12 protein-coding genes are annotated in these 18,975 nt (G+C 46.9%); 10 read left to right on the top strand and 2 right to left on the bottom strand.

The window, feature by feature from the left end; translation table 11 throughout:
* Positions 1–41 precede the first annotated feature (41 nt).
* Complete coding sequence (locus tag MKX40_RS30130; protein WP_339243253.1) at positions 42–1,166, top strand: GDSL-type esterase/lipase family protein; 1,125 nt, start codon at positions 42–44, stop codon at positions 1,164–1,166.
* A 116-nt stretch (positions 1,167–1,282) separates the two neighbouring features.
* Here MKX40_RS30130 and MKX40_RS30125 read toward each other — a convergent pair whose 3' ends face one another.
* Positions 1,283–1,843, bottom strand: coding sequence for a dihydrofolate reductase family protein (locus MKX40_RS30125; protein ID WP_339238790.1), 561 nt, complete (start codon positions 1,841–1,843; stop codon positions 1,283–1,285).
* Between the two features lie 75 nt (positions 1,844–1,918).
* On the opposite strand from MKX40_RS30125, the gene MKX40_RS30120 reads away from it, so the two are divergent.
* The 4 genes from MKX40_RS30120 to MKX40_RS30105 all read left to right on the top strand — a co-directional run bounded on the left by MKX40_RS30120 (position 1,919) and on the right by MKX40_RS30105 (position 5,081).
* Entirely contained in the window at positions 1,919–2,827 is a 909-nt protein-coding gene (locus MKX40_RS30120; RefSeq protein WP_339238789.1) for a YafY family protein, read from the top strand.
* Positions 2,828–2,887: 60 nt separating this feature from the next.
* Positions 2,888–3,814, top strand: a complete 927-nt coding sequence (locus tag MKX40_RS30115) for an oxidoreductase (RefSeq protein ID WP_339238788.1) — start codon at positions 2,888–2,890, stop codon at positions 3,812–3,814.
* Positions 3,815–4,074: 260 nt separating this feature from the next.
* Positions 4,075–4,344: a CD3324 family protein gene (locus MKX40_RS30110; RefSeq protein ID WP_339238787.1), complete on the top strand. Its 270-nt coding sequence runs from the start codon at positions 4,075–4,077 to the stop codon at positions 4,342–4,344.
* Positions 4,345–4,532: 188 nt separating this feature from the next.
* Positions 4,533–5,081, top strand: coding sequence for a hypothetical protein (locus tag MKX40_RS30105; protein WP_339238786.1), 549 nt, complete (start codon positions 4,533–4,535; stop codon positions 5,079–5,081).
* Between the two features lie 80 nt (positions 5,082–5,161).
* Here MKX40_RS30105 and MKX40_RS30100 read toward each other — a convergent pair whose 3' ends face one another.
* Entirely contained in the window at positions 5,162–6,022 is an 861-nt protein-coding gene (locus MKX40_RS30100) for a GNAT family N-acetyltransferase (RefSeq protein WP_339238785.1), read from the bottom strand.
* Between the two features lie 251 nt (positions 6,023–6,273).
* On the opposite strand from MKX40_RS30100, the gene MKX40_RS30095 reads away from it, so the two are divergent.
* The 5 genes from MKX40_RS30095 (at position 6,274) to MKX40_RS30075 (ending at position 18,881) form a co-directional block, all read left to right on the top strand.
* Positions 6,274–6,867 carry a hypothetical protein gene (locus MKX40_RS30095; RefSeq protein WP_339238784.1) on the top strand — a complete coding sequence of 198 codons (594 nt, stop codon included), beginning with the start codon at positions 6,274–6,276 and terminating at the stop codon, positions 6,865–6,867.
* Between the two features lie 200 nt (positions 6,868–7,067).
* The gene (locus tag MKX40_RS30090) at positions 7,068–9,218 is read left to right on the top strand and encodes an ATP-binding protein (RefSeq protein WP_339238783.1); all 2,151 of its coding nucleotides are present in this window, start codon (positions 7,068–7,070) and stop codon (positions 9,216–9,218) included.
* Positions 9,219–9,222: 4 nt separating this feature from the next.
* Positions 9,223–9,921: a response regulator transcription factor gene (locus MKX40_RS30085; protein WP_339238782.1), complete on the top strand. Its 699-nt coding sequence runs from the start codon at positions 9,223–9,225 to the stop codon at positions 9,919–9,921.
* Between the two features lie 475 nt (positions 9,922–10,396).
* Entirely contained in the window at positions 10,397–11,200 is an 804-nt protein-coding gene (gene minD, locus MKX40_RS30080; RefSeq protein ID WP_339238781.1) for a septum site-determining protein MinD, read from the top strand.
* Positions 11,201–11,792: 592 nt separating this feature from the next.
* A complete protein-coding gene (locus tag MKX40_RS30075; RefSeq protein WP_339238780.1) occupies positions 11,793–18,881 on the top strand; it encodes an InlB B-repeat-containing protein in 7,089 nt (2,362 codons plus the stop codon).
* Positions 18,882–18,975: the final 94 nt, after the last annotated feature.

The raw sequence follows: 18,975 nt of genomic DNA, 5'->3' as shown, positions 1-18,975 counted from the left end.
AACCTGCTTATAATCTAAGTCAAACGTAGGAGGTTTGCATGATGATATCTAATGAGAATGTAAAGGTAACTGCTCTGCCTGAGATCGGAAATCTCAAGGTACATGGCAGAACAAACGGAGAGTTGTCGCCGTTGACGTTATTTTGGACGGGAAGTGCGGTTGAATTCAATGTACAGGGCTCCGAACTATGGGTTGAGGTGGAGTCCGAATACGACATGTATGAATCATGGATCAGCATTGTAATCAACGGTGTTCCAGTGAGCAGACAGATGTTAACGGCGGGAAGGTACTGGGTCTGTGTATTCCGGGGCATGAACGCGAATGTGGTGAAGAATGTTCGGATCGTTAAAGATGTTCAAGCGATGAGTGGTGATCCGGGGTGTTCCTTGCAGATTCATGCGGTGAAATCCGATGGAGCGTTCCTGCCTGTGCAGGAAAAACCATACAAGATAGAATTTATCGGTGACAGCATTACATCTGGCGAAGGTGCGATTGGGGCTAAAGCGGAGGAAGATTGGATTCCGATGTGGTTTAGTGCCATACATAACTATACGTATATGACAGCAGAGGCATTGAATGCAGAATATCGGGTCATCTCGCAAAGTGGCTGGGGTGTGCTGACAAGTTGGGATAACAATCCGAAGGGGAACATCCCCGATGTTTACGATCAGGTCTGTGGCCTGCTTACTGGTGAACGTAACGAAGCGTTGGGCGCAGGAGATCCGCATGATTTTGGTTCGTGGCAGCCGGATGTGGTGGTTGTGAACCTGGGTAGCAATGATGGAGGTGCGTTTCAGTCACCTGAGTGGAAAGACCCTAACACCGGCAAGGTGTACAAGCAGCGGCTAAACGAAGACGGTACGTATCATGAAGAAGATCTGGCTGCTTTTGAGAAAGCGGTAGAACAGTTCTTGTTCAAGCTTCGGGAAAACAATCCGGCGGCACATCTCGTATGGGCTTATGGCATGCTTGGTTTCCCGATGATGCCTGCCATCTACCGTGCGGTTAATGCGTATACGAAAAAGACAGGAGATCGCAAGGTTACGATTATCCAGCTTCCCGATACAACCGAAGAGACTGTAGGCGCGCGCACCCATCCAGGCGAGTTATCTCATCGTAGGACGGCAGAGGTATTAGCAGAATATGTGCGAGGCATGTTAGGATAGCTTGAAACATGGGAATGAAAAGACCACTCTTTCATGAATTGTACCCCAAGGGTTAGATGTGTCTCGCTTAATGGGGTTCCTTCATCATAAGAATGGTCTTTTTCTTTTCTTCTTATCTAGACATTTGAGGGCGTGTCCACTGCATCGCTGTTCTGTACCTCATAACGAATCGAGATGATCTGTCCAAGCGTCTGAGTTCGGATCATTTTGAATTGACTTGGCACAGTGCCTGTCGGGAATAAAGGGATGCCATCACCAAGAACTTTGGGAATAATGGCGACTTCAATCTCATCCAGTAACTTTTGGGCTAACACAGCTTCAACCAGTATTCCGCCACCCACAATCCATACGTCTCCGTCAGAATCCTGCTTTAATCGGGGAATGAGCGTATCTACCGTCTCGGTTGTAAACTGTACATGCGGAGCGGGAGGTTGTTCCGAGCGGGAAAGCACATACGTTGGGCGATCCGCATAGAGAAAATCTTCAGAAAGTGTGAGCACCTCTTCATACGTATAACGTCCCATAACAACGCTACCGATCGTTTGATAAAACGCCGCATACCCGTTGTCTCCACCATCACCCTCCACATCAAATAACCAATCTACCGAACCGTCCGGTCTTGCGATATATCCATCCAAACTCATCGCAATGTACAAAATGGTTTTGTTGTTGTTCATAGTAATCGCTCCCTTCTACAATGTATGTTACACTTTAAATATGACAAAAATTGACGTAGTTAGGAAGTTGGATATATGAATAATCGGAAACTGGCTATCATGCGCCTGATGGATTCCAGACAGAAGTTCACAGCCCGGGAACTGGCAGAACGATTTGACGTATCTGTACGTACAATCCAGCGAGATCTGGATGCATTGCAGGCACTGGGTTTTCCTTTGTACACCGAAGTTGGTGTGAACGGGGGATATCGGGTGTTGCCCAATCGGATATTGCCACCTCTTCAACTGACACAGCAGGAGGCATTAGGACTATTTATGATGCTGGAGTATCTTCAGCAAGTCCCGGATTTTCCGTACGGTTCCATGCGTGAACATCTGGCTGAACAGTATTTCTCCACTTTGCCTCAGGATGTACAGGATCTCATTATGCGGATGAGAGAGCATATCACCTTTGTCCAGCATCCCGGTGAGCATGCCGAACCTTTAACAACCGAGATATTGGGTGCAGCGGTGGAAAAGAGAGAAATCCAGTTTATGTATCATGCCCGCAATGGTCATAAAAAAGTCCGGGTCTTTCCCTATGGCATCTACTATGGGCAGGGGTATTGGTACATGCCAGCACGAAATAAGGATCGCGTGTTGTTGTATCGGGTGGATCGCATGCAGCAGTTGGCTGTGATGGAATCGGTTGATGAATCTGTTCCAAGCCTGAAGGCGTGGCTAGATGCCAAAGAAGACAGGGCAAGCGTAGAAGCGGTGCTGCAATTCACGGAATTTGGAGCAAGGATGGCCGCTTCAGATGTGATGTTCAAGTCGGTTGAAGGCAACGAGTGGCGTGGAATGGTTCCGCCCGAGGAGTTTTCTTTTACAGCACGAAAGTTACTCTCCTATGGCCCGGAAGTGAAAGTGATCTCGCCCCCTGAATTGAAACAACAGGTTAGAGAGTTACTCGAACGGAGCATAAGTCAGTATGGCAGGGGATAAAAAGCTATATACGCTCGATATTTGGGTAGTAAGAAAAAGATAAGAGAGGTGTGTAGAGATATGAGCACAGTGTGGACTAAAGACATCATCCCGACTGTATCCAATAAAGTAGTGATTGTGACAGGTTCGAACGGTGGGTTGGGGTATGAAACGGCATTAGCGTTAGCTGAAAAGGGTGCGAAAGTTATCCTTGCTGTTCGTAATGTGGAAAAAGGTGAAAAGGCAGCTAACCAGATAAAGTCGTCTGTACATGTAGCTGGAGAGGTCATAGTTATGCACCTTGACCTTAGTGATTTAGCCAGTATCCGTAAGTTCGCAGCCGCGTTTCTTGAACAATACGATTCCTTGTCCATTCTCGTTAATAATGCAGGCATTATGAATCCTCCATTCCAGTTGACGAAGGATGGCTTTGAGTTGCAGTTTGGTAGCAATCATCTAGGGCATTTCGCGCTTACAGGCCTGCTATTGCCCCGATTGATTTCTACTCCGCAATCGAGAGTGGTTACTCTAAGCAGTTTGGCAGCGGGTAATGGCGCAATTGATTTTAATAATTTGGATGGCTCCAAAGGATATGCTCCCATGAAGTTCTACAGTCAAAGCAAGCTGGCCAATCTGATGTTTGCAAGAGAACTGCAGAATAAGTTTAATTCCGCCCATATGGATTCTATGAGTATCGCGGCTCATCCAGGAATTTCGAATACCAATCTGTTCTCCTTCGGTTCGGGGAAACCGGCGAATATATTCATGCGGAGTCTTCTGAAAATCATTAGTCAACCTGCTCACATGGGGGCATTACCTACCTTGTACGCTGCAACAGATCCAACGATTACGGGAGGAGAGTATATTGCTCCTGGCGGTATGGGTGGTACTAAGGGCTATCCCAAGACCGCCAAGGTTATCGAAAAATTATATAATGCCGACATTTCAAACAAGCTATGGAGCGTTTCGGAAGAATTAACAGGGGTTTATTACCGATTTGACGTGTAGATTTTGCCATTAAGATAATTATTCCTTATTATGGTATAGATAGTTGAAGTTTCAGCACGAATATGAATGGGGGGCTACCATGATTCGATTCATAAGAAGTTTCACGACCCGCTCTATGCAGAGTCCATGTGATGAACAACGGCGGTTGTTTGCATAGAGCCTGAAATTCATTTCCGCCATACCGTTGTAGTGCATATTCAATGTGTTCATCGTAAGACTCTGCTGCCTTAAAGATTTTAACTTTTAAGGAGTGGAGCAACATGAAATATATTAATGCGGATACCATCTTCCCTGAAGAATTGCTCCGAGAAATACAGCGTCATATCCCCGGAGGCCTGATCTATATTCCGAGGCCCAAGGATGCCCACAAGAAGTGGGGCGAGAACTCGGGTGGCCGAAGGGTTATTCGGGAACGGAACGTTGAAATCTGCCAGCTTTTTGCTGCGGGAGCGACCATTGATCAGCTTGCAGAGCAATTCTGTTTATCCGTGGATAGCATCAAGAAAATTGTATATTGCAAAAAGGCATGAAACTATAGAAGCTACGTTCGAGCCATCGAATGTGGCTTTTTTCTTGTAAAGAAGAATAAAGAATGGTTATGAAGGATTCTTTATATATTCGGGGCTGGTGATATTGCGTACAATTCATATGACGGTGCAAGGATGCGTGAGGGAGTTCTTGAAATACGTATTCAAATTATCTGACAGGGTTGGTGAATATGAATATAGAAGTGAAATTAACGAATAAGGACGAGGCGTATGTGATTAAAAATATGTACCCGCTATATCTTCATGATCTATCCGGTCATTACGGTCTAGGTGGAGAGCATACCCCGAATGAACACGGCATTTTTGAACCAAGTCCTGAGTATAAAACGTTACAGGATCAGTATGATGTACAGAACATCTGGTGGGAACAACCGGAGTGTCTTTATCCGTTTCTGATGATTGTGGATGGCATTCCAGCAGGGTTTGCATTCGTAGCCACGCCGCCTCATTGCTCACAAGGAATAGACTTCTTCGTACATGATTTCTTTCTGATGCAGCCGTTTCGAGGGGTAGGCGTGGCTGAACACGCAGCGTCGACAATCTTCGGAATGTTTAGAGGAAGATGGGAGTTGTTCACCAATCCATCGGAGAACAATAAGATCGGCCAGTCTTTCTGGCGGAAAACGGTGGCTAATTATACCGAAGGTCACTATCGGGAAATGTATGGGCAAACGTTCGACGGCTATAAATTAATTTTCCAATTCTCCAATCATCTCTGAACTAAATTTACTGGTCTAATAAAAGAAAAGAGAGAGAACGTCCTCCTTGCGGGAACGTCTCTCCCTCTCTGTACTTCCTCCTATAGTTTACCGCTGAAATAGTGATACTCTGAATTCACCTCAAAACCTACACTACGGTACAGATTCAAAGCGCGTTCGTTCTCGGTAACAACGGATAGGCGAATATCTGTATAGTGTTGTTTCCTTAGGAGATTCACCAGAATATGAAGCGCAGTGCGTCCTATTTTTCGACCCTGATAAGCGGGTAAAATACAGAAGTTATGAATAAATGCAGTTGTTGCATTAATGGAGTTAACCCGTACCAGTCCAACAGGCTGTTGATCCTGCCATGCAATATAGGTAACTCGGGTGGGTTCATTCGTTTGCATAAAGTAATTGCGTGTCCAGTCCTCCGAATCTCCAAAAGCCTGGGATGTGCAAGTGACCATAAACTCCATATCCTTGGCTTCTGCCACGGACAACGTTAGTTCAGGCGATTCCACAACCCCAACGACTTGATTCACAAGTTGCATCGAATACTCCGCACGATCATAAATGGCTCCAAGGGACTGGGCAGTAAGAACACCCGAGGATAAGCCCTGAGGAACGCGATAACTGAGTTGATTAATCCCCTGTGGTTTCATGTCCAGGATGGCTTGTTTCAGTAGGCTGGTGAACACACCTTGGCGACGATAATGCGGATGTACGATGGCATTAATATTCCCGGTTACGCCGTCAGAATTATACCAACTGAGGAGTCCTGCCAATTCATCTTCACAATAACAAAGGAGCGCGTGGTCTCCGTCTTTTTGGCTGATATGGTCAAGATCTGCTTTCAGATGAATGGAATCGAGCAGTTTACATTGTTGTTCGAGTAAAATAATAGCATCAATCTGTTCCTTGGAGTCATAGACCATGGGTACGACTTGATAAATTGACATAGCTTTCACACCTTCATTGTTGAAGGAAACACGCAGTTATTGGACCCGCAGGCGCTATCCTTCGAGAGTTGGTCCATTTGTAATTTTAATCATCATCATCATTATCGCCTCCAAATCACTTCTCGATGACTATAACATAATCTATTACGAAAGGGGCATGTGTTTGTTTGGATGTGTCCAATAACTGGACATTATATCCTATTAAAGGGATAATTGAGAGTAATACAGACGAGAAAGGGAGGGGGATAACCATGCGTAAGTTCGTTTATGTGATGGGTACATTATTTCTTTCCGCCGCCATGTTAATGGGGTGTACACCATCTGAACCAGCAGAAACCACTGAACCTGTCACTCCACCAACAACGGAACAACCGAGTGATATGAGTGATCAGAAGGCGACGGCGGTGGAGCAGCAACAAGCGCTCGAAATGTCGCTGGAGTATAAGACAACAGAACTCACCGTGGATGGCAAGGACTATGAGGATACGTTAGAGATGGAAGGGTTATTGGCCAAAGGAGAGACTATGAAGCCATTCCTAACCTCCAGAAATTATGAGGCTTACATGGCTAATCGATATATTGTCTTACCTCTTCAGGTTGCATACATCGAACAAGCGAACTTGCATCCTGAAAATATTGAAACCAAGATCAAAGACAGCAAGAGCGACTGGATTCTGGTGGAGTACACGCTCGATCTGAAATTCACAGACGAGAACGGAAAGGAGATCAATTCTATTCCGCTATCGGGCGATATCACCTTTTTGCAGGATAAGGGAGAATGGCGCATACAGGATGATACGTACAATAGGGATGCATTCGCAGACATCATTAATAGTTCTCTATAGTTCATGAAGTATGCACTACAAAGTGCATACTTTTTTTGTGGTGTCGTGCCAGCTAAGCGAGGGTTGTCAAAGGGGCGTGATCTTGAGGTTTGCTCTAAGCTATTCCTAGAAATTTGCAGAGTACATTCTTCCGCATTGATGATATTATTTGGGTAATCAGCTTACTTATTGCGCTTTTGTAGAATGGGGTTGGGTTCATCATGAGGGGGATTCTTCGAGTCGGTTATAGTAAAATCTGGTTTTATATCGTTGCTGCCATTGTTGTTGGCTTGGTTGCCGGCTATGTCGTTCTCTCTACACCGGATTCATCTAACTTCCAAAGTGAAGAAGGTGTTCTGGATCTAACACAGGTTCAGCTCCGTACGAATCCCCAAAAGTTAACAGGGGAGTGGGCTTTCTACTGGCAAGAGCTGTTGTCGCCTGAGGATATACGGGTTCGTTCACCAAGGGAGGGACACCAGACCCACTGGATCAATATCCCTAGCTCTTGGTCAGGCTACCGGTTAGAGGGAGAGAAGCTGGGTGGGACAGGCTATGCAACCTATCGACTGATTATTCAACTAAGCGAGCAGGATCAAAAAGAGCGTCTTGCTCTGCGGCTACCCAGCATTTTTCACGCTTATAAATTATGGGTGAATGGCGAGCTCCTGGCACAAGTTGGTAGGGTTGGTCAGGACAAGAACAGTATGATCCCGCATCTGGCAACGAAGCTGTTATTTGTTCAGCCTGAAAACGATACGTTAGAGTTGGTGATGCAAGTATCTAACTTCCAACATAATCGGGGTGGTATTACCAAGTACATCGAGCTGGGCGGCAGTGATGTACTAACGACCAACACCAATTTGAATCTTGCCGCCGACATGTTCATCACGTCAAGTCTGCTGGTGATTGGCTTGTATAATCTGCTGTTGTTCATTCTGCGACGCAAGGACAGAGCGCCATTATATTTTGGCCTATTCGCTGTACTGCTCGGTGTCCGATCCTTACTCAACGGTGAGCTTGTCCTTACACAATGGCTGCCACAATTCCCTTGGGAATTGCAGTTCAAGATCGAGTATCTAACACTTTGTATCAGTGGATTTATCATCACGATGTATTTTGATTGCATTTTTCCGAATTATGTATCACGCTGGTTTCATTTTGTCACCCGGATCGCAACGGGGGCATTTTGTATCTTTGTTGTGGTAACCCCTGCGCTGATCTATACTCCGTTTTTGCTGGTAATTGGTGTAATGGTAGTTCTACATATGATGTATCTGATGGTCGGGCTGGTTCGAATGGCTGTGCGACGTATGGAGGGAGCGTTGATCTTCCTGTTGGTGTCGGTGGTTACTTTGATCACTGTTGTCAACGATTTCTTATATTACAACGGATGGTCGCTGATCGGAAATACATCACCGCTTGGTTTATTGATATTTACGATCGCACAGATGATTCTGCTTTCTTCGAGATTTACGAGGACGGCATCCAATGAGGAGAGAATCTCACGTGAGTTGCAGTATGCTAACGACAAGCTGATCGAAATGAATATGAATCTGGAACGGACCGTGCAGGAGCGAACTCAGGCCTTATCTACAGCCCATGATGATCTCCGCACTTCGTATGACCGGTTGCTTCACTCTGAGCAAGGAAGGAAGAAGCTTCTTGCCTATATTACGCATGATCTGCGTATGCCGTTGTCCAGCATGCTTGGGTATGTAGAAGCCATACAGGACAGAGTCAAGCCGGAACGTAATGAACAATATTTGAAGTATATCCGAGATAACACGATAAGGATTAACCGCATGATCGAGGAGTTGTCCTTTTTGTCGCATTTGGAGACCGGACAAGTCTCGTACCGAATGGAGCCGGTTCAGATTATTCCCTTCTTGCATGATTTATTTGAACAATATGAGCTTGTTGTACGTGATGCAGGGTTAGATTTCATTTTGGATATTGAAAAAGCAGAGGATCCACGATCTGACTTGCCAGTTGTCGAGATGGATGCCAAAAGAGTAGAGCAGGCTTTATTTAATCTCTTGTCGAATGCCATGAAGTTCACCTCTAGGGGAGGGCTGATACGTATTGCGTTAGCTGTGGTCGAGGTGAATCATACTCGCCATGCGAACATTAGCATACAGGATTCTGGAATGGGTATTCCTCCGGATCAGCTTGAGCAGATTTTTGAACGTAATTACAGATACGATCGTCCGGGCTTGGGGAATGGAATAGACGGCAGTGGGCTAGGACTAGCGATCTGTAGGGAAATTGTACTTGCGCATGGAGGAACGGTTCGAGCGGAGAGTGACGGTAAGATGGGGGCGACATTCTATGTGATGCTTCCTTGTATCGGGAGCGAAGGAAAGGGATGATGGAATGCAAAATCACAGAATTATGATCGTCGATGATGATCCCCATATATGCGAGATTGTTCAGGTGTATTGCGACAGAGAAGGGTTTAACTCCACATACAGTCATAGCGGGACAGAAGCGATGGAGCTGCTTACAACGTTCAAGCCCGATTTGATTGTATTGGATGTATTGCTGGCTAATGAAAACGGTATTGATTGGTGTAGAAATGCACGTAACTTGACCAGCGCGCCGATCATGTTTCTGAGCAGCCAGGAAGAAGATGAAGTGAAAATTAGCGCATTATCCTATGGTGGCGACGATTATGTGACCAAGCCGTTTAGTCCGGGAGTTCTCATGGCCAAGATCAAGGCTCATCTTCGCAGAGTATCAACGGGTAGAAGGGAACAACTGCTGGAGTTACCGGGTTTGACACTGGATTTCTACACGCAGTCCGTCAACATGGGGAGTAAACCTATCTTTTTATCCAAAAAAGAGTTCAGTCTGTTGTCCTATATGGCGCAAAACGTGGATCGTGTCGTCAGTGTCGACACATTGTTTCAACTCATCTGGGGGATGGAAAGTCTGGAAGATACGAGGACAGTTGCTGTACATATCAGTAATTTACGTAAAAAAATTGAGACTGACCCCGCTGATCCCGAACGAATCATCACGATTCGAGGGAGTGGATATATGTTGGTTGCTACCAGTGTGTCACAAGCATGAATACAGCGGTAAGGATGGTAGCCTACCATAAATAGGGCGAGATATTCGTAAAATATTAGGGGTAATTTGCCCGAACCGGGTTTGGGATAGTTTTTTCTAAATGGGAAAATCGCGTTGGGACAGTACTTGACGCTATTTTCCCATTTTTTATTCATTCCTCTAGCTTCGTAATTGACTCAAGGTATCGAATCCCTCAACAGAAGTCTGCGCTTTTCCATCTTCGTCAAAATGATGTGCCATCTCTCCGAAGAATTTAACGATCCAATACGAACGGATTTAAAGTTTTCTTTAGGTTTCTCAATTAGGTTAATCCATCATGATAAAATCACTGTGGTCGATATAACGACATATTTCATCAAATGGCAACTGATTAATGCTACGAGGGCGGTACATTCAAGCCGGATCAAACGATAACATGTGAAGAAATGGTTGTCATGCTGTCTCGCATTAGTACTTGAAGAAGGAAGTGGCTCCAATGGCACGAGTTATATGTATCACATCAGGGAAAGGTGGAGTTGGCAAGACAACGGTGACGGCTAATCTGGGGACTGCCCTTGCCTTATCGGGGAACAGGGTTTGCCTGATCGACGCTGATTTTGGATTGAGAAATCTGGATATTCCGCTTGGTTTGAGCAATAGGGTAAACTATCATATTTCCGATTTTCTGACCGGTCGATGTGCTTTACATCAAGTGATTGTCAAAGACAAGCGAATTAGCACCTTGTTCTTCATCTCCTGTAGTAACGACGTGATGCATCACGATGATCCGCAAGTTTTTCGCGAGGTTGTGCAGCAAATAGCCCAAGATTATGATTATGTGCTGATTGATTCGGCGGCAGGCATTGAAAATGGATTCTGGAATACAGCTTTAGCTGCAGATGAGGCTATTGTCGTCACTACCCCTCATCGTACGTCGCTTCAGGACGCTGATCGCGTAATCGGATTGTTAGAAAATATATTTCAGGCTCCTCCGCAGCTCATCATTAATATGGCCGACAGGCAGGAAGCTCGTTCGGCAACGGTAAAGATGGAGGATATCATCGATATTCTCAATATCGGTGTGATAGGCGTGATTCATAGCGATGTAGAAGTTATACGTTCCGTACATAAAGGCATCCCGATTGCACTTGATCCCGAGTTTGAAAGTGGGCAGCGCTTCCGGCACATCGCCCACAATGTGGCGAAGAATCAGCAGAAGAATTTTATTTCATTAAATTCCAAGAAGCATAGAAGTATTTTTTTGCTTTCTCAAAGACTGCTCTGGGGGGAGAGCAGTTGATATATTTGATTCTGGTATATGGATCGTTTAGACACGAATCATCTGGATGGTCTACAGACTAGCTAAAAGAATTCATGAAAATTAGTGGTGTGGGAGTTACCTTCCCTAGCCGCTATTTCTTGATGTCTATAATGTTCTCGTTTGCGAGTAGTTGCTTACTTAAAGTTTTCTTTATAATTCACAAGTGTCCCTATCTCGCATGATAAAATACGGAAGAAAAAACGACATGTTTTGCCTGTGTCGGTCATAATTCGACTGCGACTGATAAGAAAGATCGGTGAACGACTTCATTCTGTGAAGTTGGTAGCATCGTAGCTAGAAGCAGTCAGATCTCTCCAGTTGGATGTTTAGCTGACGTTGATGTTCCGAACGTGCTGAACGCCGCAGCTAGGATAATGCCATGTCTGTATGTAAAGTTTATTTCCCCGCTTGATCTCTACGTGCCGGGCGAACTGACTCGGAGGAAACCAATGATCCCCATCTGGGTCAATGGTTTCCGCTATTAGTCTGGCTTTATTGATTAGCTTGGTTAGCAACAAATTTTGGACGGTATTTTTTTAGTTTGATCTATACATAGAAGGGATGAATGAACGTGAAAAAAGTAAGACAGGGATGGAAGGTGAGCCGTCAGGTCCTAATGTGGATGCTGGTGATCAGCTTAATCGTGTCTGCCGTGCCCATATTACAGGCGCAATCGGCAGCAGCGGCTGAACTGCCGATGCAACAGACCAAAGTTACCACATCCAGCGGGTTCCAGGATGTGAGTCCGACGGATTGGTTCTACGATGCAGTCGTCCATGTGCAGGAGAAGGGCATACTTAGCGGGACCGCTGCAAGTACCTTCTCACCTAAAGGGACAATGACGCGTGCCATGTATGTGACGGCACTCGGACGGATGGCTGGGATAGATACAGGGACGTATTCTACTTCAAGCTTTGCTGATATACAGGTGGGCAGTTGGTATGCGCCGTATGTCGAATGGGCAGTTAAGCAAGGGATTACTGACGGTACGGGTGGAGATAAATACTCGCCGAATGCCACCGTATCCCGTGAGCAGATGGCAACGATGACGTTGCGGTATTTTGAAAGCGAACAGATTCCATATCAGACCGAGAATCTGGTCACGACAGAGCCGGGTGATCTCGCGAATGTATCGCCTTGGGCGGCTGACGCGGTCGTCAAGCTGTGGCAAGCCGGTGTGTTCGCCGGAGACGCCAAGGGCAACTTCCATCCGCGTGCGCAAGCAACTCGCTCGGAAGCTGCGGTTCTTTTCATGCGCAACAATGCAGTTGTAGAGGCGTGGAAACAGCAGAATTCAACGCCAGTGACGCCAACACCTGAACCAACGCCGACGGTGACACCAACACCGACATCACCAGTGACATCAACGCCAACGCCGTCACCGGGCGGTAATAACGGTGGTGGAACGCCTGGAGATAACGGAGGTAACCCAGGTACGGGTTCCACTGCGTATACGCTCACGTTTGAGAGCAACGGAGGCACGGCGATTGCTGCGCAGAAGGTGCGAAAAGGTCAGGTGCTAAATAACCTGCCGGCTCCAACAAAAGAGGGATATATATTCCAAGGGTGGTTTACAGATAGTGATTTCTCGCTCATCTTTGCAGAGGGTAGTACGCTAACTGAGGATATGAAGTTGTATGCGAAGTATACAGATAGCATAGATAATGCCGTACAGAGCACACCAAGCTATTCGGTATTGGATGTGGCACCGGACTTCACGATTGCAGTAAACGATGCATCAGGCAACCTGACAGTATCCGAGGTTCAAGCGAATATGACCTTCTCAGACACGGCGAATCCCGACTTTGCTGGAATTACCGTCACTGGCGGGAACGGGGCTTTCACGGTAGCGTCCGCAGCTGAAGACGGAAGATTCGTTGAAGGCAATACGTATCAACTGAAGTTGAATAGCGATAACCTGTCCTTCCAAGGTCAGGATGCGACGACGAGTATTTACGTTTTTAGTGTTGCTAAGCAAGAGGTTCTGGACATTCCGCTGAACCCTAACATGATCTACCTTCCATTTACGGATGTCACGGATATGATATTGAATGGCGAAGCTGTGGGTTCCCCTGCGATTTCGGTAGTTGCCACGACGGTGGGCGGTAGCGAAAATGCGCTTGCCGAGGCGAATGCGAGCAGTGGAACGTTCGTGTATTCCGGCAGCACCGTGATTCAAGTCGGCAATACTGTCGCCATATATCAAGGGGTTCGTCCCGATCGACGCACGTTAGAAACCACCGGCGCTGACGACGGCGATGTGGCCTATGTCCAGATTACAGCGGTAAACGGAAGCACTTATACCTACGATCATGCGGATATCAAACAAGTATTGCTCAAGCCGGATGTTCTGCCGGTGAGTGTGGAAGCGGACACAGATGGAGATCGGAACAACAATTCCATCACAGTTGAGCATACCCAGATGAACTACAGCGACAGCCTGTATGAGCCTTTCGGCTTGGATGAGTTAACCACGGTGGATGTGGGTGACTTTATCGGCTTTTATGAAGGCAACTTTGCTGAAGATGGTTCTCGAATTGTCAGTTATGGACGTATCACTTCGATTACGCCTGAAGCTGAGATGGACGTCATCGAATATACTGATGCCACGATTGGGGATATTGAGAATGTCTTCAACATCTATCAGCAGCAAGCGATTGACGGCGATGATCTGTTATCGGTAGAGCAGATCGCGGAGCTTGAAGAGCAAATTGAGCAGCAAGCGAGAGACAGCGGATTCGTCAATGAAGCCGCGGATTATCTGTCTGATATCGCTATGGAGACGAAGGAAATTCAGGAGATCAAGGCTCAGTCTTCCCTAGCGTCCGGTAAAGGGAGCCGGGTAAGTGTGGAGAACCTGACCGTTGTTGCTTCACTCGGCACGAGGCTGAAAAATATTGACGGCAGAACCTCAGGCGTAAGCGCTACATTACAAGTGGGCGCCGATATTGTTGTCAATATCAATGAAGACAGCGAACTTGTCATCCATATGACGGGTACTTTCGTCCAGGAAATGAGCCTGGATCTCGGTATTAATGGGGATATGCAAGGGCATTGGCTGAAAAAGTGGGGAATTCCTTACTGGTACAGCATTGATGATTATGTAATTACGGCGAATCTGGATGCTTATAGCTATACCGGAATGAACATCACGGCAGAGATAGCTCTCGTTGAGCACGATAAGTTAAATGATGCACTGAATGACTGGGTGGGCGAGAAGAACGCTGGCAGGTTGGGAAAGGTCCAGGACATTGCGACACAGATTAAAGCGGTAATGGCGGGTGTGCAGGATACTGCCGTAGATGCGGAATCGTTGAAGGAAAAGTATCAAGAGATGTTGGAGCAGGACACGGAGTGGGTTCCGTTAATCAAGAAGGAGCTCTTTGAAAAGAGCGTACGCGTGGCTTTAGGTATTGTGGAAGTTAAATTTGAAGCGGAGTTTGTGGTCAGCGCCCAGGTGAACCTGACGGTGGGGGCAGATTTCTACTATAAGATGGCCAAGCGTTACTCGGTTAGCTTGCGCGTATTGAGTTTCAGTGGTTCGAGCAATACGGTCAGCTTGCCGGGAGACGGAGATTACCAATTTACCTTCTATGTGATGGGGACGATCGGTTTACGAGCTGGTATTCATATGGAGGTCAAAGCGGGGATTGGAAGCGTCAAGTTGAATAGTATCGGGCTTGCTGTAGAACCTGGTGTGTATGTGAATCTGTGGGGCTACTTCTATTATCAATTGAAAAATATTAGCGGGGTGGAGAGTACGAAGTCTCTAGGCGCCCTCTTCGTTGAGATTGGCATCTATTTGGAGGTTGAACTCGGTGCTCAATTAGGAGATGGCGCACTCTCTGGCGGCGTGGAGCTGGTCGATGAAGAGTGGCCACTGTATACAATTGGAGAAGAACAGAACGTCTACGACTTCGCCTATCCTCAGGATAAGTCGCTCAAGGTGAACATGGCGGGTTCTGCGTCATCCATCGCTGTACCGGAGTTGTGGGTCACGATGAATACCTTTGATTTGAAGACAGGCGATACGGATGAAAAAGCGTATGATCGCTCGAATTTCGATATTCAGGTGGACAATCCAAACTTCAAGTATGACGCAGCAAACGGGATGATTGAAGTGGTGGACAAGAACATTCAGGTGAGTGATGGCAATCTGGTTATCACCTGGAAGGGATCGCCGGGGTCGTTCACGTCCGATCCGCTCAAGCGTACGATTCAGTTAAGCTGGCTTGCCAGAGTAGGTGATTACATCCTTCAGCTGGATCCTCAGAACGGCGGAGTGACCCAGGTTGTGGCGGCTCCGTATAACGCGCCTATTAACGTGTTCACCCCAGTATATCCAGGATACACCTTTGACGGCTGGTATACGGCCGCTTCCGGCGGCACGAAGATCACGATTCCGAGCCGAATGGCTGCGGAGGATCGGAAACTGTATGCGCACTGGATTGCGAACAAGAATACGCCGTATACCGTTGAGCATTATGTGCTAGACCCGAACAGCAGAACATTGGCTCCGCCTGTGGATACGGAGAATTTGACCGGAACAACGGACACGGAGATTCGCATCAGCTCCGACAGGTTTAAGGAGCAAGGATATTCGACAGGTACGGTAAGCGGCGTATTGATCAAGGGTGACGGCACAACGGTCGTCAGAGTGAATTACTCTCCGGCGAATCGTAAAATGACTTTCGCTGGAGGTTATGCCGGTGCGCCCCAAATTTCGGTAACAGAAGCCGTTGGCAAGAACATCGCTACTCGTATACCTGTGCCGACAAGGCAGGGATATACGTTTGCCGGTTGGTCGCCAGAAGTTCCAAGTGCGATGCCGATTGAGGATACTACGTATACAGCGAAGTGGACGGGGAGAGAGGGTACGCCTTATCAGGTCGTATACTTGCTGCAAAATATCGGAAGTGACACCTATACGGTTGCAGATACGGAATCGTATCGTGGAGTTACGGGTACCGAGGCGAATATGACGGACGTCAAGCCGAGATCCTATGATGGCTTCGTGCGGGACGACAGCATTTCGGTACTGACGGATCTAATCACGAGCAACGGCAAAACGACGCTAAAGGTATATTATAAGCGTGATGTATACCAAATGACGGTGGATTATAACGGTTCTGGAGCAGCAAATAAAACGGATAATGTTCCTTTCGGAGCAACGATGCTGTTGCGTCTGGGCACTCCGACATGGCAGGGATATAGCTTTACGGGTTGGTCGCCAACGCCGCCGACCACGATGCCTGCCGAAGATGTCCATTTTACCGCTCAGTGGGCAATGAACGACTACACCGTAAATTTCGACAGTAATGGTGGGTCCGAAGAAGTGCCGGCTCAGACTGTAGGGTTTGGCGCTACGATTAGTACGCCGACTGAACCGACGAAAGATGGTTATGTATTCGGCGGTTGGTACAGTGATAACACGTTGACGAATGCTTACGACTTCGCTGCAGCAGTGACGGCGGATCTCACACTGTATGCGAAGTGGCTGATCCCTTACACGATAAGCTTTGAGAGCAATGAAGGGTCGGAAGTCGCAGCCCAGACAGTGAACGAAGGCGCCAAGGTGGTGGTCCCTACTGCTCCGACGCTGGAAGGCTATGTATTTAGCGGCTGGTACAGCGATAGCGAGCTAACGAACGCCTATGATTTTACGACTATGGTGGTAACGGGAGACCTCACGTTGTACGCGAAGTGGACGGTTTATGTACCGAATACTTATACTGTAACTTTCGAGAGTAATGGCGGATCGGTAGTCGCAGAACAGACTGTGAACGAAGGTGCCGTGGCTACTGCTCCTGGTGCTCCGACACTGGAAGGCTATGTATTTAGCGGCTGGTACAGCGACAGCGAAATGACGAGGTCTTATGGTTTCACGGAAGGTGTAACGGCGAATGTAATGCTGTACGCGAAGTGGACGAAGAATAGCTACACAGTGAGCTTCAACAGTAACAGTGGAACGTCAGTGAGTAATCAGTCTGTAAGTGAGGGTGAAACGGCAACGATTCCTGAAGCGCCGACACGTCCAGGGCATGTATTTGAAGGCTGGTATAGTGATGCTGGTCTGAATGAATCTTACAGCTTCACGACACCTGTGATGAACAACCTCACCTTGTACGCGAAATGGACGGCTATTTACACGGTCACCTTCAACAGTAACGGCGGATCACTGGTGGCTGACCAGAATATGCAAACCGGCGGTAATGCTACGGAGCCTGCCGTACCGACAAGGGATGGTTACACGTTCAACGGTTGGTACAGCGACGCTGGACTGAATGAAGCCTACAGTTTCACGACATCGGTGACGAGTAACCTCGCGCTGTACGCGAAGTGGACATTCAACAGCCGCACGGTGGACTTTGACAGTAACGGGGGGGCAGCAGTAGGTAGTCAGACGGTGGTTACTGGCGACAAAGCTGTGGCACCTGCTGCGCTGAAGTGGGCAGGGTATCGATTTGAAGGATGGTACAGCGATCCCGATCTGGAGATCGTCTACGACTTCGGGACGCCGGTGACGTCAAACATCACCTTGTACGCGAAGTGGACCATGACATCATGGCTACAAGTAGGTGACTTGTTGGAATTGAATAGTAAGTCCAATGTCATCTTCGACAGTCAAGGGACTCCTTACGTGGCTTATATAAAGGACAATTACGAAGTATTTGTAATGCAATATAAGGGAGGCACGTGGCAGCCCTTGGGTAATCAAAGCGATCTTGAAAAAGCGGGAGGATTAGGGAGCTCAGCTATATCGCTTGGAATAGACAGTAAGGACAAGCTTTATGTTGCTTATAGGAATAGCTCAGGTAAAGTAAGCTTTAAGAATTATAATGATGAACATAAGTGGTGGAGAGCAGTATCTACTGTCTCAGACTTCAGTTGGAATGATGGTAAGACGAGCAGAAAAGTAGATACAGTTCAAGATAGCTTCTTCATTACCTTTGATAAGGATGATAATCCTTTTCTGATGTTTAGAGGTGCTTTGGTCGGTAATGCTGCGGAACCGTCAATGCTCATGTCATGGAGGTATTATAGCGATAGGGGACGGATACAAGAAGCGAGAATACAGGCATTCGCAGGTCTAAGAGCCTTCCTCGCACCATTACCAAACAACGGCATGTATTTATTTGCTCCATTCAGGTCATCTAGTACCCCTGTGGCAATAGGATATAGTCTGGCAGATGGGTCATGGAAACAATTAGACCCTAAATTATATCCATACCAAATAACTCCGAATATGGATGCTGCATCCGCGCTGGATCCATCTGGCGTACCTTATATGATCTATCTGAGCAGTTCCAATGGTGTTGAAATGTGGAAATATCCGCACTCCACTCCATCAGAAGATACAGCATGGGAAAAGGTGAGCACTCCCGGATTCTCGGTGGGTTCATCTCAAGAAGTAAGCATGGATATGGCCTTTGACAGCGAAGGAACACCTTACGTTGCTTATCGAGATGCAGCAAACGGCAACAGGGTGACTGTGTTGAAATATGAGAATATGGACTGGAGACCCGTAGGATCTGCCGGGTTCTCCACTGGTGATGCTCTTCAGCTAGACATCACCATAGACAGCACCGATAACATCTATGTGAGTTATAAGGAACAAGGTAAAATGAACATGATGAAGTTTGATCCTAATTTCAAATAACTTTGATAGATCAGACTGGCAGAAGAGCCTACTCCCATCGGAGTAGGCTTTTTTGCATATATTCTATAATTTATTGTAATTCATGCAGCGTTTG

The sequence above is a fragment of the Paenibacillus sp. FSL R5-0517 genome (genome assembly GCF_037974355.1).
Lineage (GTDB): Bacteria > Bacillota > Bacilli > Paenibacillales > Paenibacillaceae > Paenibacillus.
Note: the sequence above shows the minus strand (reverse complement) of the source record. Positions and strands in the feature narration are given on the sequence as shown.

Coding starts and splice junctions, on each gene's coding strand:
- MKX40_RS30115 (WP_339238788.1), top strand. CDS start 2,888: ATGAGCACAGTGTGGACTAAAGACATCATCCCGACTGTATCCAATAAA.
- MKX40_RS30090 (WP_339238783.1), top strand. CDS start 7,068: ATGAGGGGGATTCTTCGAGTCGGTTATAGTAAAATCTGGTTTTATATC.
- MKX40_RS30085 (WP_339238782.1), top strand. CDS start 9,223: ATGCAAAATCACAGAATTATGATCGTCGATGATGATCCCCATATATGC.
- MKX40_RS30105 (WP_339238786.1), top strand. CDS start 4,533: ATGAATATAGAAGTGAAATTAACGAATAAGGACGAGGCGTATGTGATT.
- MKX40_RS30100 (WP_339238785.1), bottom strand. CDS start 6,022: ATGTCAATTTATCAAGTCGTACCCATGGTCTATGACTCCAAGGAACAG.
- MKX40_RS30125 (WP_339238790.1), bottom strand. CDS start 1,843: ATGAACAACAACAAAACCATTTTGTACATTGCGATGAGTTTGGATGGA.
- MKX40_RS30110 (WP_339238787.1), top strand. CDS start 4,075: ATGAAATATATTAATGCGGATACCATCTTCCCTGAAGAATTGCTCCGA.
- minD (WP_339238781.1), top strand. CDS start 10,397: ATGGCACGAGTTATATGTATCACATCAGGGAAAGGTGGAGTTGGCAAG.
- MKX40_RS30120 (WP_339238789.1), top strand. CDS start 1,919: ATGAATAATCGGAAACTGGCTATCATGCGCCTGATGGATTCCAGACAG.
- MKX40_RS30130 (WP_339243253.1), top strand. CDS start 42: ATGATATCTAATGAGAATGTAAAGGTAACTGCTCTGCCTGAGATCGGA.
- MKX40_RS30095 (WP_339238784.1), top strand. CDS start 6,274: ATGCGTAAGTTCGTTTATGTGATGGGTACATTATTTCTTTCCGCCGCC.